A 15,711-nucleotide genomic window follows, 5' to 3' on the forward strand; every position below is an offset into this window, starting at 1 on the left:
GGCCCGTTCGCGATCCGTCACGCGGGACTGCATACGATTTACAAGGGACGCCTCGGCGTCCCTTCTTTCTTTGCCCCCCGGCCCGTCCCGGATCTATCGCTCTTCGCTTACCGTCTGATGTGCCCTGCACCTTCATCAGCGAAACCGAGAGTGAAAGGTAGAGTCCGGCGGCGTGCACCTCAAGGCCCTGACCCTGCGTGGTTTCAAATCATTCGCCTCCGCCACGACCCTGCGGTTCGAACCGGGGATCACCTGCGTCGTCGGACCCAATGGGTCCGGCAAATCCAATGTGGTGGACGCGCTCTCCTGGGTCATGGGCGAGCAGGGAGCCAAAAGCCTGCGCGGCGGCAAGATGGAAGACGTGATCTTCGCCGGCACCACCGGCAGACCACCGCTCGGCCGCGCGGAAGTGTCGCTGACCATCGACAATTCCGACGGTGCGCTGCCCATTGAGTACGCCGAGGTGACGATCACCCGGATCATGTTCCGCAACGGCGGCAGCGAATACCAGATCAATGGCGACACCTGCCGACTGCTCGACATCCAGGAACTCCTCTCGGACTCCGGTATCGGCCGCGAGATGCATGTCATCGTCGGCCAGGGGCGGCTGGACTCCGTACTGCACGCCGATCCGATGGGGCGACGCGCCTTCATCGAGGAGGCGGCCGGCGTACTCAAGCACCGCAAGCGCAAGGAGAAGGCGCTGCGGAAGCTGGAGGCGATGGGGGCCAACCTGGCCCGGGTCCAGGACCTGACCGACGAACTGCGGCGCCAGCTCAAACCGCTGGGCCGCCAGGCCGCCGTCGCCCGCCGGGCCGCCGTCATCCAGGCCGATCTGCGTGACGCACGGCTGCGCCTCCTCGCCGACGACCTGGTCGGGCTGCACGACGCGCTGCGCGGCGAGATCGCCGACGAGGCGGCGCTCAAACTGCGCAGGGAGAAGGCCGAGGCCGAGCTCAAGGCGGCGCTCGCCCGCGAGGCCGACCTCGAGGACGAGGTACGGCGGCTCGCACCGAGGCTGCAGCGGGCCCAGCAGACCTGGTACGAACTCTCGCAGCTGGCCGAACGCGTACGGGGCACGATCTCGCTCGCCGACGCGCGCGTGAAGAGCGCCTCCGCCGCACCGGAGGAGGAGCGGCGCGGCCGGGACCCCGAGGACATGGAGCGCGAGGCCGCCCGGATCCGCGAGCAGGAGGCGGAGCTGGAGGCCGCGCTGGAGGCGGCGGAACACGCCCTGGAGGACACCACCGCGCACCGGGCCGAGCTGGAACGCGAGTTGGCCGCCGAGGAGCGCAGGCTCCGGGACGCGGCCCGGGCCATCGCCGACCGGCGCGAAGGCCTCGCCCGGCTGAACGGCCAGGTCAACGCTGCCCGCAGCCGCGCCGGTTCGGCGCAGGCCGAGATCGACAGGCTCACCGCATCGCGGGACGAGGCACGCGAGCGGGCGGTCGCCGCACAGGAGGAGTACGAACAGCTCAAGGCCGAAGTCGACGGCCTGGACGCGGGCGACGCGGAACTGGCGCAACAGCACGAGGCGGCCAAGCGGGAGCTGGCGGGGGCCGAGGCCGCACTCGGCGCGGCCCGGGAGGCGGCCACGTCGGCGGAGCGCAAGCGTGCCGCGCTCGCCGCCCGTCACGAGGCGCTCTCGCTGGGACTGCGCCGCAAGGACGGCACGGGCGTGCTGCTCGGCGCGGGGGACCGGCTGTCGGGACTGCTCGGCCCGGCCGCGGAACTCCTCACCGTGGCTCCGGGGCACGAGGTCGCGGTGGCGGCGGCTCTGGGGGCGGCGGCCGACGCGATCGCGGTGACGGACCCGGCGACTGCGGCGGACGCGATCCGTCTGCTGCGCAAGCAGGACGCGGGCCGCGCGGCGCTGCTGCTCGGAGGTACGGGGGCCGCTGCGGGACACCTGCCCGGCCAGGCGTCCGGCGTTACCGGTGGCGGCATGGAGCACGGTGCGGGGCTCGTACCCGGACAGGGCGGGGAGCCCGGTGCGCCCGGGTACCCGGCCACCGGGCAGGCCGCGCAGCCGGGGCGGACCGTTCCGGCGCCGGCCGATCCGGCCTCGGCCCTTGTGCCCACGGCCGGTCAGGACGCGGCCGTCGCATCCGCCGACCGGGCGGGGGCCGTGTCCGCGCCTTCCGTCGCCCAGCTCGTGCAGGGCCCCGCCGAACTGATGGTGGCCGTACGGCGGCTGGTACGCGACATGGTCGTCGTCGGCACGCTGGAGGACGCCGAGGACCTGGTCGCCGCCCATCCGGGGCTGACCGCGGTGACCGCCGAGGGCGATGTGCTGGGGGCGCACTTCGCGCACGGAGGGTCCGCCGGGGCGCCCAGCCTTCTGGAGGTGCAGGCCTCGGTCGACGAGGCCGCAGCGGAGCTGGCCGAGCTGGCCGTACGGTGCGAGGAGCTCGCCGGGGCGCAACAGCGTGCGGGGACCCTGCGCAGCGAGGGCGCGGCCCGTGTGGAGGAGCTGGGGGAGCGGCGCCGAGCCGCGGAGCGGGAGAAGTCCGGGGTCGCCCAGCAACTCGGCCGCCTGGCCGGGCAGGCCCGGGGCGCAGCCGGGGAGGCCGAGCGTACGACCGCGTCCGCGGCCCGGGCGCAGGAGGCGCTGGAGCGGGCCACCGAGGAGGCCGAGGAGCTCAGTGAGCGGCTGCTCGTCGCCGAGGAGACCCCGGTGGAGGAGGAGCCCGACACCTCCGTACGGGACAGGCTCGCCGCCGACGGCGCCAACGCACGCCAGACCGAGATGGAGGCGCGGCTCCAGGTCCGTACCCACGAGGAGCGGGTCAAGGGACTTGCCGGGCGCGCCGAGGCCCTCGACCGCGGGGCGCGCGCCGAGCGCGAGGCCCGGACCCGCGCGGAGCAGCGCCGCGCCCGACTGCGCCACGAGGCCGCGGTGGCCTCCGCGGTGGCCTCCGGAGCCCGGCAGCTGCTCGCGCACGTCGAGGTGTCCGTCGTACGGGCCGAGGAGGAGAGGGTCGCGGCCGAGGCCGCGAAGGCCGGGCGCGAGCGTGAACTGGCGGCGGAACGCAACCGGGGCCGTGACCTCAAGGGCGAGCTCGACCGGCTGACCGACTCGGTGCACCGCGGCGAGGTGCTCGGCGCGGAGAAGCGGCTGCGGATAGAGCAGCTGGAGACGAAGGCGCTGGAGGAGTTCGGCGTGGAGCCGGCCGGTCTGGCCGCCGAGTACGGCCCCGGACAGCTCGTGCCGCCGTCCCCCGCGGCGGAGGGCGAGGAGCTGCCGGAGGATCCGGAGCACCCGCGCAACCAGCCGAAGCCGTTCGTCAGGGCGGAGCAGGAGAAGAGGCTGAAGGCGGCCGAACGGGCGTATCAGCAACTCGGGAAGGTGAATCCGCTCGCCCTTGAGGAGTTCTCCGCGCTGGAGGAACGGCACAAGTTCCTCTCCGAGCAGCTCGAGGACCTGAAGAAGACCCGCGCCGATCTGATGCAGGTGATCAAGGAGGTCGACGAGCGGGTCGAGCAGGTGTTCACCGAAGCGTTCCGGGACACCGCGCGTGAGTTCGAGGGTGTCTTCTCACGGCTCTTCCCCGGCGGTGAGGGCAGGCTCATCCTCACCGACCCGGACAACATGCTGACGACCGGACTCGATGTCGAGGCCAGGCCGCCGGGCAAGAAGGTCAAGCGGCTGTCGCTGTTGTCGGGCGGCGAGAGATCCCTTACGGCCGTTGCCCTGCTGGTCTCCATCTTCAAGGCCAGGCCGAGCCCGTTCTATGTGATGGACGAGGTCGAGGCGGCGCTCGACGACACCAATCTGCAGCGTCTGATCCGGATCATGGAGGAGCTCCAGGAGAGCTCGCAGCTCATCGTGATCACGCATCAGAAGCGGACGATGGAGGTCGCCGACGCGCTGTACGGCGTCTCGATGCAGGGCGACGGAGTCTCCAAGGTGATCAGCCAGCGGCTCCGCTGAGGACCCGCGGGGCCGGGCGGGCCGTGGGCACACACGGGCACGCCGTCTTTACCTAATCTTCAACACTTCAACGCACCTTTTGGGTGCTAGTGGGTAGTTGTCAGTACTTCCAGGCCTAGGGCCGCGTCTTGACTTCGAAACTTGAACGCATAATCTCTGCAATGTTGCTTTTACCTTCAAGTGGTGTCTGACGGGAAGTTGTGCGCCACTGGGAGAGCTCACCCCCCACGCCTGACGTTGCGGCCAGGCATCAGGAGTTCATGTGACCAGCACAGCGCACGGACCGGAGTCCGGAGCCCGGGAGGCCCACCCGGAGCACCTCGGCCATGTCATCTTCATTACCGCAGCCGCGGCGATGGGCGGCTTCCTCTTCGGCTACGACAGTTCCGTGATCAACGGAGCGGTGGAAGCCATCCGTGACCGCTACGACATCGGCTCGGGGACGCTGGCGCAGGTCATCGCCATCGCACTGATCGGCTGTGCGATCGGCGCGGCGACCGCGGGACGCATCGCCGACCGGATCGGCCGCATCCGGTGCATGCAGATCGCCGCCGTGCTGTTCACCATCAGCGCCATCGGCTCCGCGCTCCCCTTCGCCCTGTGGGACCTCGCCATGTGGCGGATCATCGGCGGCTTCGCGATCGGTATGGCCTCGGTCATCGGCCCGGCCTACATCGCCGAGGTCTCGCCGCCCGCCTACCGCGGCCGGCTCGGCTCCTTCCAGCAGGCCGCCATCGTCATCGGCATCGCCATCTCGCAGCTGGTCAACTACGGCATCCTGCAGATCGCCGACGGCGACCAGCGCGGTGAGATCGGCGGCTTCGAGGCCTGGCAGTGGATGCTCGGCGTCATGGTCGTGCCCGCCGTCCTGTACGGGCTGCTGTCCTTCGCGATCCCCGAGTCGCCGCGCTTCCTGATCTCCGTCGGCAAGAAGGACCGGGCCCGGAAGATCCTCGGAGAGGTCGAGGGGAAGAACGTCGATCTCGACGCCCGCGTGCTCGAGATCGAGACGGCCATGCACCGCGAGCACAAGTCCAAGTTCAGCGACCTGCTCGGGAGCCGCTTCGGCTTCCTGCCGATCGTCTGGGTCGGTATCGGACTGTCCGTCTTCCAGCAGCTCGTCGGCATCAACGTGGCGTTCTACTACTCGTCGACGCTGTGGCAGTCGGTCGGCATCGACCCGACCAGCTCGTTCTTCTACTCGTTCACCACGTCGATCATCAACATCATCGGCACCGTGATCGCGATGATCCTCGTGGACCGGGTCGGCCGCAGGCCGCTCGCGCTCGTCGGCTCGGCCGGTATGGCCGTCGCGCTGGGCGTCGAGGCATGGGCCTTCTCCGCCGACCTGGTCGACGGCAAGCTCCCCGACACCCAGGGCACCGTCGCACTCATCGCGGCCCATGTCTTCGTGCTCTTCTTCGCACTGTCGTGGGGTGTCGTGGTCTGGGTCTTCCTCGGTGAGATGTTCCCGAACCGCATCCGCGCCGCCGCGCTCGGAGTCGCCGCGTCCGCACAGTGGATCGCCAACTGGGCGATCACCGCGAGCTTCCCGAGCCTGGCCGACTGGAACCTGTCGGGCACGTACATCATCTACACCTGCTTCGCCGTGCTCTCGATCCCCTTCGTGCTCAAGTTCGTGAAGGAGACCAAGGGCAAGGCGCTGGAGGAGATGGGCTAATCCCCGCTGCCCCTCTCCTCGGAACAGAACGCTGCCCCGGTCCGGCCACTCGCCCGACCGGGGCAGCGTGCTGTCGCGGGCGGCTACCGCGACGGACCGGGGCCGGTTCCGCGACGGACCGCCCGTCAGAAGCCGGCGAGGCTGCCGCCGTCCCCACGGGCGGCCGGACGCGGCAGCAGCGCGTACACCCCCGCCGCGGCCAGGATCGTCGCCGCCCAGCCCAGGCCGTTGCGGCCGATCCAGGTGGTGGCGAGAGGGCCGCTGAACCACTCCACCGTCGTGAACAGGAGCCCCACGGTGAGTGCGGCGGCCCACGCGGTCATGGCCTGCCAGCAGAAGCCGGCCGAGTACCAGTAGGCGCTGCGGGACGTCGTGTCCATCAGGGCCGCCGCGTCGTACGTGCGCCCCCGGAGCAGATCCGCCCCGAACACCCCGACCCAGGCGGAGAACGTCACGGCGAGCAGGGCCAGGAAGGAGATGAACGTGTTGAGGAAACTCGTCGCCACCATCATCAGCAGTCCGCCGAGCAGCAGACTGATGGCTGCGTTCACGCCCACGGCCCAGGCGCGGGGCAGCGCGAACCCGAGTGTCTGCGCGGTGAAGCCTGCGGAGTACATCGACATGGCGTTGATCATCACCATGCCGAAGACGGCGATCAGGAGATACGGCACCGAGATCCAGCCCGGCAGGAGCGGTCCGATGAAGGCCACCGGATCATCCGTGACGGCCAGTCCCGGAGTACCCACCGCCATCACCGCGCCCATCATCACCATCGGCAGGACGATGATCAGTGCCCCTCCCACGGTCACGCCGACCATCGCCCGCCCGGAGACCGAACGCGGCAGGTAGCGGGTGAAGTCCGGGGCGGACGGGACCCAGCTGATGCCTCCGGCGACCAGGGTCCCGATTCCCGCGATCATCATCGCCGCCGGGCCCGCGGGCCGGTCCAGGACCGCCCGCCACGGTGTCGAGCCGATCACATGGACCAGTACGAGGAGACTGGCGCCGCCGAACAGGTACGACGACACGGCACAGCACCTGCGCAGCGCCCGGATGCCGAGCCCCGACACCAGGAAGCTGCTCGCCACAAAGGCGGTCAGCGTCGCCATGACCAGGCTGTTGGTGCTCCGGACATCGAACAGTAGGTGGAGCACCGCCAGCAGGGCGTAGGAGCCCGTGACCGCGTTGACCGTCTCCCAGCCCCAGCGGGCCACCCACAGCAGGGCGCCGGGGAAGAGGTTGCCGCGCTGACCGAAGACCGCCCGCGACAGCGCCATGCCGGGCGAGCCACCGCGCTTCCCGGCGATCGACACCAGGCCGACGAGCCCGAAGGAGAGCAGCGGGGCCGTCACCGCGACCGCGAGCACCTGCCAGAAGTTCAACCCGTTGAAGACGGTGAGCCCGGCGCCCACGGTCAGCAGCAGGACCGTCATGTTCGCCGTCACCCAGGTGGGGAAGAGAGTGCCGACCCGGCCGGTGCGCTCGGCGTCGGGGACGGGATCGAGACCGCGGTTCTCCACGGGCAGCAGCGTACCTTTACCACCAAAGGGTGCATAACGCCCTCGAGGTCCGTCCGGGCGGTCCTTGGGAACCGCCCGGACCACGGCGGTGGCCGATACTGGACGGGTTATGGAAATCGTCATCCTTGCTGTAGTCATCGCCCTGGTCGCGGTCGGCCTGATCAGCGGGCTCGTGGTCAGCAGCCGCAAGAAGAAGCAGCTGCCGCCCTCGGCGCCGTCGAGCACGCCGACCATCACTGCTCCCGCCGAACCCCACATCGGCGACGAAGCCGAGGCGCCGCGCGACGAAGCGCGGCGCACCATCGAGGAGGTCGGTCCCCCCGGAACCGAGGCTCCCGTCGGGGAAGCCCCGGCGGTCATCGAGCCGGAGATCCCCCCGCTCGAAGTCCCCGAGCCCACCGAGGGGCGCCTGGTGCGCCTCCGTGCCCGGCTCGCCCGCTCGCAGAACTCCCTGGGCAAGGGGCTGCTCACCCTCCTGTCCCGCGACAACCTCGACGAGGACACCTGGGAGGAGATCGAGGACACGCTCCTGACCGCCGACGTCGGTGTCGCGCCCACCCAGGAACTGGTGGAGCGGCTCCGTGAGAGGGTCCGCATCCTCGGTACCCGTACGCCGGAAGGGCTGCGCACGCTGCTGCGTGAGGAGCTCATCACCCTTCTCGGCACCGACTTCGACCGTGCCGTGAAGACGGAGGGCGGCGCCGAGACCCCCGGCGTCGTGATGGTCGTCGGAGTCAACGGCACCGGCAAGACGACCACCACGGGCAAGCTCGCCCGGGTGCTCGTCGCCGACGGCCGCAGCGTCGTGCTCGGTGCGGCGGACACCTTCCGTGCAGCCGCCGCGGATCAGCTCCAGACCTGGGGCGAGCGCGTCGGTGCCCGTACGGTCCGCGGGCCCGAGGGCGGCGACCCCGCGTCGATCGCCTTCGACGCGGTGAAGGAAGGTATCGCCGAGGGTGCCGACGTCGTGCTCATCGACACCGCCGGCCGGCTGCACACCAAGACCGGCCTCATGGACGAGCTCGGCAAGGTCAAGCGCGTCGTCGAGAAGCACGGGCCGCTCGACGAGATCCTCCTCGTCCTCGATGCCACGACGGGCCAGAACGGCCTGGTGCAGGCACGGGTGTTCGCAGAGGTCGTCGACATCACCGGCATCGTCCTCACCAAGCTGGACGGCACCGCCAAGGGCGGCATCGTCATCGCGGTCCAGCGTGAGCTGGGCGTCCCGGTGAAGCTCATCGGGCTCGGTGAGGGACCGGACGATCTGGCTCCGTTCGAGCCGGAGGCCTTCGTCGACGCACTGATCGGCGACTGACTCCCGTACCCCGCGCACGCCGGAAGGGCGGTGGACCCTCCTCGGGTCCATCGCCCTTCCTCATGTCCCGCCTGTCACCAGCGGTGGCATATATAGGCCAGCGTCCCCAGCAGCAGCCGTGCCTGTGGGGGAGCGACCGCCGTGTCCGGCACCGGGGGACGCAGCCACCGGACCGGCCCCAGGCCTCCGAGGTCGGACGGCGGAGCCGTGATGTACGAACCCGGGCCCAGTGCCCGCAGGTCGAGATCCGCGTCGTCCCAGCCCATCCGGTACAGGAGCCCCGGCAGTCCGGCCGCGGCGCCGGGGGCGACGAAGAACTGTGTCCGGCCGGTGGGTGTCACCGACACCGGGCCCAGCGGCAGCCCCATCCGCTCCATGCGTACGAGGGCCCGGCGGCCGGCGGCCTCGGCGACGTCGAGCACGTCGAAGCTGCGCCCCACGGGGAGCAGCATCGAAGCGCCGGGCACCTCGGCCCAGGCGTTCGCGGCGATCGTGAAGGTGGCGCCCGCCGGTACCTCCTGGGCGAAGTCCAGGGGGTGGGCCCCGGGGGCCGCGCACGCGCTGTCGCCGCAGGAGCAGGCGCCGTCGCTCGCCCGTGCCCCCGGAGCCACCGCCCAGCCCCAGAGCCCTGTGTACTCGGCCACCGCGGTGCCCTCGGCCGCACGGCCGCGGCGCCGCGAGCCGGATCGCATCTCACGGATGCCGCCGATCGTGAAGCCCATGCCCCCTCCAACGGGTCCGAGTCACCGGTGGTTACGACCCGGAGCACGCGAGCGTCCTCCGGCGCTGCCGACGGTCATATGACGCGCGGGGGTGACGTCGGGGGTTGCGCGATACGGTTCACGCGCCCCTGAATGCTTCACTCCGCTCGCCCCTGATCGCGGCCTGTCAAGTGAATCGCGGTCAGCGCCGGGCGCGTTCATCCGAAGGGGTGGCGAATGGTGGCGTTTCTGCGGTCACCCTCGCGTGAGCAGTGATCGTAGGATTACCGTCGGTACTCGAACCATGCAATTGCATGTGCGCTCACGGGTATGCCCCGGGCAACCCGATTCTCTGTTCGATGGTGCGCAACGTCCGTACGGACAGCACCGATGCACGGCATTCTGATAGAGGTTCGCGCGACAGGTTTCAGCGGGATGGGGGCGTTCCAGTGAGTGGCAGCGGCGCAGGCGAGGCGAATGCCGGAAAGCGCCCCAACGGGCAATTGGGATCATGGTTCGTGCGCAGCGGCTGGTCGAAGGGCGAGCTCGCGCGCCAGGTGAACCGTCGTGCGCGCCAGATGGGCGCCCACCACATCAGCACCGACACCTCCCGGGTCCGGCGCTGGCTCGACGGTGAACAGCCCCGTGAGCCCATCCCGCGCATCCTCTCCGAGCTCTTCTCCGAGCGCTTCGGCACCGTCGTCGCCGTCGAGGACCTCGGCCTGCGCGCCGCCCACCAGTCCCCCTCGGTGGCCGGCGTCGACCTGCCCTGGGCGGGCCCGCAGACCGTCGCTCTGCTCAGTGAGTTCTCCCGCAGCGACCTGATGCTGGCGCGGCGCGGCTTCCTCGGCTCCTCCCTCGCCCTGGCGGCGGGCCCCACCCTCATCGAGCCGATGCAGCGCTGGCTGGTGCCCGTGGCCCCCTCCGGACCCCCGGTGCCGGAACAGGCCGCCCCCGGCGGACGCCCCTCACGGCTCTCCGGGCCCGAGCTGGACCTGCTGGAGTCCACCACCGCGATGTTCCGCCAGTGGGACGCGCAGTGCGGTGGCGGGCTGCGCCGCAAGGCCGTCGTGGGCCAGCTCCACGAGGTCACCGACCTGTTACAGGAATCCCAGCCCGAGGCGACCGCCAAGCGCCTCTTCCGGTGCGCCGCCGAACTGGCCGAACTGGCCGGCTGGATGAGCTACGACGTAGGCCTCCAGCCCACCGCGCAGAAGTACTTCGTCCTCGCCCTGCACGCCTCCAAGGAGGCGGGGGACAAGCCGCTGGGTTCGTACATCCTGTCCAGCATGAGCCGTCAGATGATCCACCTCGGGCGGCCCGACGACGCACTCGAACTCATCCACCTCGCCCAGTACGGCAGCCGGGACTGCGCCACCGGACGCACCCAGGCCATGCTGTATGCGATGGAGGCCCGTGCGTACGCCAACATGGGCCAGCCCAGCAAGTGCAAGCGGGCGGTCCGGATGGCCGAGGACACCTTCGCCGACGCCGGACTCGACGGCGAGCCCGAGCCCGACTGGATCCGCTTCTTCTCCGACGCCGAACTGCACGGCGAGAACGCCCATTCCTACCGTGACCTCGCCTACGTCGCAGGCCGCAGCCCCACGTACGCCTCGCTCGCGGAGCCCGTCATGGCGCGCGCCGTCGAGCTCTTCGGCGAGGACGACGAGCACCAGAGGTCCTTCGCGCTCAATCTCATCGGCATGGCCACCGTGCATCTCCTCAAGCGCGAGCCCGAGGAGTCGACCGTGCTGGCCACCCAGGCCCTGAAGATCGCCAAGAAGGTCAGGTCCGAGCGCGTGAACACGCGGCTCCGCAAGACCGTCGACACCGCTGCCAGGGACTTCGGTGACATTCCCGAGGTCGCCCGGCTCACCGACCTGCTCACCGAGCAGCTTCCGGAGACAGCGGAAGCGGTCTGACCGCCACCCCGGCCACCGGCCACGACAGCCATCCCGTACAACCCGACTCGGCTCCCCCATTGCCAGGTCAGCGGGTGGTTGTCGTGGCCGGTTCACGTCCTGAGCCGTCCGAACCGCACCGTATGCGGCGCAGGCAGCATGGTAGGCAGCACAACGGCTTCGCCACTCCCGGTTCATTCGGACGTAACACGCGAAGCTCCTTCGTCACTGAGGCGAAACATCGTGCGGCATTCGTGGAAACCGCGCTGCGCGAATCTCATGGCGCATAACCGGCCCGCACCTTTTCCACAGTGGTCCCGCACCCCCGCACGTGGCCGCACCGACGACGAGGAGACGCCGATGCCCCCAGGCATCACGACGCTTGCCGCAGACGCCCCGACGCTGTCTGCCGCCAACACCGGGTTCATGCTCATCTGCTCCGCGATGGTGATGCTGATGACCCCGGGCCTGGCCTTCTTCTACGGAGGCATGGTCCGCGTCAAGAGCACCCTGAACATGCTGATGATGAGCTTCATCAGCCTCGGGATCGTCACGATCCTGTGGGTCCTCTACGGATTCAGCCTCGCCTTCGGCGCCGACGTCGGCTCCGTCATCGGCTGGAGCTCGGACTTCGTCGGACTCAGCGGGATCGGCGTCACGGAGCTCTGGGACGGCTACACCATCCCGACCTACGTCTTCGCCGTCTTCCAGCTGATGTTCGCCGTGCTCACCCCGGCCCTCATCAGCGGTGCCCTCGCCGACCGGGTCAAGTTCACCTCCTGGGCCCTGTTCGTCGCGCTGTGGGTCACCGTCGTCTACTTCCCGGTCGCGCACTGGGTCTGGGGCGCCGGCGGCTGGCTCTTCGAGCTGGGTGTCATCGACTTCGCCGGTGGTACCGCGGTCCACATCAACGCGGGTGCCGCGGCCCTCGGCGTGATCCTGGTCATCGGCAAGCGGGTCGGCTTCAAGAAGGACCCGATGCGGCCGCACAGCCTGCCGCTCGTCATGCTCGGCGCCGCGCTCCTGTGGTTCGGCTGGTTCGGCTTCAACGCCGGCTCGTGGCTCGGCAACGACGACGGTGTCGGCGCGGTCATGTTCGTCAACACCCAGGTCGCCACCGGTGCGGCAGTCCTGGGCTGGCTCGCCTACGAGAAGATCCGCCACGGCTCCTTCACCACCCTGGGTGCGGCGTCCGGCGCCGTGGCAGGCCTCGTCGCCATCACCCCGGCGGGCGGCGCCGTCAGCCCGCTCGGCGCCATCGCGATCGGCGTCATCGCCGGTGTCCTGTGCGCCATGGCCGTGGGCCTCAAGTACAAGTTCGGCTACGACGACTCCCTGGACGTCGTCGGCGTCCACCTCGTCGGCGGTGTCATCGGCTCCCTCCTCGTCGGCCTCTTCGCCACCGGCGGTGTGCAGTCCGACGTCAAGGGCCTCTTCTACGGCGGCGGCCTCGACCAGCTCGGCAAGCAGGCCGTCGGAGTGTTCGCGGTCCTCGCGTACTCTCTGGTCGTCTCCGCGATCCTCGCCTTCCTGCTGGACAAGACGATCGGCATGCGGGTCTCCGAGGACGACGAGATCTCGGGCATCGACCAGGTCGAACACGCCGAGACGGCGTACGACTTCAGCGGCGCCGGCGGCGGCGCGGCCACGCGCAGCACACCTCCGGCGCCCGGCGCCACGGCAGCCCCGACGAACAAGAAGGTGGACGCATGAAGCTCATCACCGCAGTCGTGAAGCCACACAGGCTGGACGAGATCAAGGAGGCCCTCCAGGCCTTCGGCGTCCAGGGCCTCACGGTCACGGAGGCCAGCGGCTACGGGCGGCAGCGCGGACACACCGAGGTCTACCGGGGCGCCGAGTACACCGTCGACCTCGTACCTAAGATCCGCATCGAGGTCCTCGTCGAGGACGAGGACGCCGAACAGCTCATCGACGTGGTCGTCAAGGCCGCCCGGACGGGCAAGATCGGTGACGGCAAGGTCTGGAGCGTCCCCGTCGAGACCGCGATCCGCGTACGGACCGGTGAGCGCGGCCCGGACGCACTCTGACCGACGGTTCCCCCGAACGGAAAGGCAGCTGGGTGACGAGCACCGAAGTGACCACCGAATCCGAGGACTCGGGACCCAGCGGCTACGCGGCGGCCCGGCTGCGTCTTCTCCAGGAGAAGACGCAGTCCGGGCCGCCGCGCCGTGCTGCCCTGGCCCGGATCACCGACGAGTGGCTGACCGCGCTGTTCGCCGCGGCCGCCGAGGCGGCGGGCGTCCGCGGCGCGGCCCTCGTCGCGGTCGGCGGGTACGGCCGCGGCGAACTCTCCCCGCGCAGCGACCTCGACCTCCTGCTCCTGCACGACGGCAGCGCCGACGCCGGAGCCATCGCCGCCCTCGCCGACCGCATCTGGTACCCCGTGTGGGACCTCGGTCTGGCCCTCGACCACTCCGTACGCACCCCCGGCGAAGCACTCAAGACCGCCGGCGAGGACCTCAAGGTCCAGCTCGGGCTGCTCGACGCGCGCCCCGTCGCCGGAGACCTCGGCCTCGTCGCCGGACTCCGCACCGCGGTCCTCGCCGACTGGCGGAACCAGGCACCCAAGCGCCTCCCCGCCCTCGACGAACTCTGCCGGGAGCGCGCCGAACGCATGGGCGAGCTCCAGTTCCTGCTGGAACCCGACCTCAAGGAAGCCCGCGGCGGTCTCCGCGACGCCACCGCCCTGCGCGCCGTCGCCGCCTCCTGGGTCGCCGACGCACCCCGCGAAGGCCTCGCCGAAGCCCGTCGCACCCTCCTCGACGCCCGCGACGCCCTCCACCTCACCACCGGCCGCGCCACCGACCGGCTCGCCCTGCAGGAACAGGACCAGGTCGCCGGCGCCCTCGGCCTCCTCGACTCCGACGCCCTGCTGCGCCAGGTGTACGAGGCCGCCCGCACCGTCTCGTACGCCACCGACGTCACCTGGCGCGAGGTCAACCGCGTCCTGCGCGCCCGCTCCGTCCGGCCCCGGCTGCGGGCGATCCTCGGCGGCAGCGCCAAGGCCGCCCCGGAACGCACCCCGCTGGCCGAGGGCGTCGTCGAGGCGGACGGCGAAGTCGTCCTGGCACGCACCGCACGCCCCGAGAAGGACCCCGTCCTCACCCTCCGGGCCGCCGCGGCGGCGGCCGAGTCCGGGCTGCCGCTCTCCCGCCACCTCGTACGCCACCTGAGGACCGCGGCCCAGCCGATGCCCGTGCCGTGGCCGGCGCAGGCCCGCGAGGAGCTCGTCACCCTGCTGGGCGCGGGCGAGTCCACCGTCGGGGTCTGGGAGGCCCTGGAGGCGGAAGGCATCATCACCCGGCTGCTGCCCGACTGGGAACGGGTCCACTGCCGTCCGCAGCGCAACCCCGTCCACACCTGGACCGTCGACCGGCACCTCGTCGAGACGGCCGTCCGCGCCTCTTCCCTCACCCGCCGCGTCGGCCGCCCCGACCTCCTCCTGGTCGCGGCCCTCCTCCACGACATCGGCAAGGGCTGGCCCGGGGACCACTCCGTCGCGGGCGAGGTCATCGCGCGCGACATGGCCGCCCGCATCGGCTTCGACAAGCAGGACGTGGGTGTCCTCGCCACCCTCGTACGCCACCACCTCCTGCTCATCGAGACCGCCACCCGGCGCGACCTCGACGATCCTGCGACCGTCCGTTCCGTCGCCACCGCCGTGGGCAGCGCCTCCACGCTGGAGCTCCTGCACGCCCTGACCGAGGCCGACGCCCTGGCCACCGGCCCTGCCGCGTGGAGCTCCTGGCGTGCCTCACTCGTCACGGACCTCGTCAAGCGCGTCGCCGCGCTCCTGGCCGGGGAGGAGCCGCCCGAGCCGGAACCCCTGGCGCCCAGCGCCGAACAGGAACGTCTCGCGATCGAGGCCCTGCGCACCGGCGAACCCGTCCTGTCCCTGCACACCCAGCCCGAGCCCGTCTCGGAGGACGGCGAACCGGGGCCCGTGGGCGTTGAACTCCTCATCGCCCTGCCCGACCGCCCCGGCGTGCTGCCGGCCGCGGCAGGGGTGCTCGCCCTGCACCGCCTCACCGTCCGCGCCGCCGATCTGCGCGCCGTCGAGCTCCCCACCGAGCTCGGCGAAACAGCCGGTCTGCTGGTGCTCAGCTGGCGGGTCGCGGCCGAGTACGGATCCCTCCCGCAGGCCGTCCGGCTCCGCGCCGACCTCGTACGCGCCCTGGACGGGTCGCTGGACATCCGGACCCGCCTCGCCGAACGCGAGGCCGCCTACCCGAGGCGGCGCGGGGTGAAGGCGCCGCCGCCCAGGGTGACCGTGGCGGCGGCCGGCTCGCGGCTCGCCACGGTGATCGAGGTGCGCGCCCAGGACGCCCCGGGACTGCTGCACCGGATCGGCTGGGCCCTGGAGCAGAGTGCGGTACGGGTGCGCAGCGCCCATGTCTCGACGCTCGGCGCGAACGCGGTGGACGCCTTCTACGTCACGGACACCGACGGTGAGCCGCTGCCCCGTGAGCGGGCGGCGGCAGTCGCCCGGGAGGTGGAGAAGGCACTGCGCTGAACCCCGCCGCCGGAGCCGTTCGTCACGAGAAACGGCCGGGGGCTTTGCGTTCCACGGGGTCCGGATACCCTGGAGGGCGATTGACCTGCCACCACCCCCGACCCTGAGGACCGACGAGCGCC

9 protein-coding genes are annotated in these 15,711 nt (G+C 71.0%); 7 read left to right on the top strand and 2 right to left on the bottom strand.

Annotation, left to right across the window (positions count from 1 at the left end; all coding sequences use genetic code 11):
* The first annotated feature begins 172 nt into the window (after positions 1-172).
* Together ACFQ6X_RS07395 and ACFQ6X_RS07400 are read left to right on the top strand one after the other, a co-directional pair.
* Positions 173-3,934 (top strand): AAA family ATPase, encoded by a 3,762-nt coding sequence (locus ACFQ6X_RS07395; protein ID WP_383177268.1) that lies wholly within the window; start codon positions 173-175, stop codon positions 3,932-3,934.
* Between the two features lie 262 nt (positions 3,935-4,196).
* Positions 4,197-5,615 carry a sugar porter family MFS transporter gene (locus ACFQ6X_RS07400; protein WP_383177271.1) on the top strand — a complete coding sequence of 473 codons (1,419 nt, stop codon included), beginning with the start codon at positions 4,197-4,199 and terminating at the stop codon, positions 5,613-5,615.
* 125 nt (positions 5,616-5,740) lie between these two features.
* Here the strand turns inward: ACFQ6X_RS07400 and ACFQ6X_RS07405 are convergent, their stop codons facing one another.
* Positions 5,741-7,135 carry a purine-cytosine permease family protein gene (locus tag ACFQ6X_RS07405; protein ID WP_383177275.1) on the bottom strand — a complete coding sequence of 465 codons (1,395 nt, stop codon included), beginning with the start codon at positions 7,133-7,135 and terminating at the stop codon, positions 5,741-5,743.
* A 109-nt stretch (positions 7,136-7,244) separates the two neighbouring features.
* On the opposite strand from ACFQ6X_RS07405, the gene ftsY reads away from it, so the two are divergent.
* Positions 7,245-8,450: a signal recognition particle-docking protein FtsY gene (ftsY, locus tag ACFQ6X_RS07410; RefSeq protein ID WP_383177278.1), complete on the top strand. Its 1,206-nt coding sequence runs from the start codon at positions 7,245-7,247 to the stop codon at positions 8,448-8,450.
* 74 nt (positions 8,451-8,524) lie between these two features.
* Here the strand turns inward: ftsY and ACFQ6X_RS07415 are convergent, their stop codons facing one another.
* On the bottom strand, positions 8,525-9,172 hold the full coding sequence (locus tag ACFQ6X_RS07415) for a bifunctional DNA primase/polymerase (protein ID WP_383177281.1): 648 nt from the start codon (positions 9,170-9,172) through the stop codon (positions 8,525-8,527).
* A gap of 428 nt (positions 9,173-9,600) precedes the next feature.
* Between ACFQ6X_RS07415 and ACFQ6X_RS07420 the strand changes: the two genes are divergently transcribed.
* The 4 genes from ACFQ6X_RS07420 (at position 9,601) to ACFQ6X_RS07435 (ending at position 15,589) form a co-directional block, all read left to right on the top strand.
* Positions 9,601-11,076 carry a hypothetical protein gene (locus ACFQ6X_RS07420; RefSeq protein ID WP_383177284.1) on the top strand — a complete coding sequence of 492 codons (1,476 nt, stop codon included), beginning with the start codon at positions 9,601-9,603 and terminating at the stop codon, positions 11,074-11,076.
* Between the two features lie 339 nt (positions 11,077-11,415).
* Entirely contained in the window at positions 11,416-12,768 is a 1,353-nt protein-coding gene (locus ACFQ6X_RS07425; RefSeq protein WP_383177286.1) for an ammonium transporter, read from the top strand.
* On the top strand, positions 12,765-13,103 hold the full coding sequence (locus tag ACFQ6X_RS07430) for a P-II family nitrogen regulator (protein ID WP_014048583.1): 339 nt from the start codon (positions 12,765-12,767) through the stop codon (positions 13,101-13,103). Before ACFQ6X_RS07425 ends, ACFQ6X_RS07430 begins: the two co-directional genes overlap by 4 nt.
* A gap of 32 nt (positions 13,104-13,135) precedes the next feature.
* Positions 13,136-15,589 (top strand): [protein-PII] uridylyltransferase, encoded by a 2,454-nt coding sequence (locus ACFQ6X_RS07435; protein ID WP_383177289.1) that lies wholly within the window; start codon positions 13,136-13,138, stop codon positions 15,587-15,589.
* Positions 15,590-15,711: the final 122 nt, after the last annotated feature.

The organism is Streptomyces sp. NPDC056452 (assembly GCF_042796085.1).
In the GTDB taxonomy this organism is placed as follows: Bacteria; Actinomycetota; Actinomycetes; order Streptomycetales; family Streptomycetaceae; genus Streptomyces.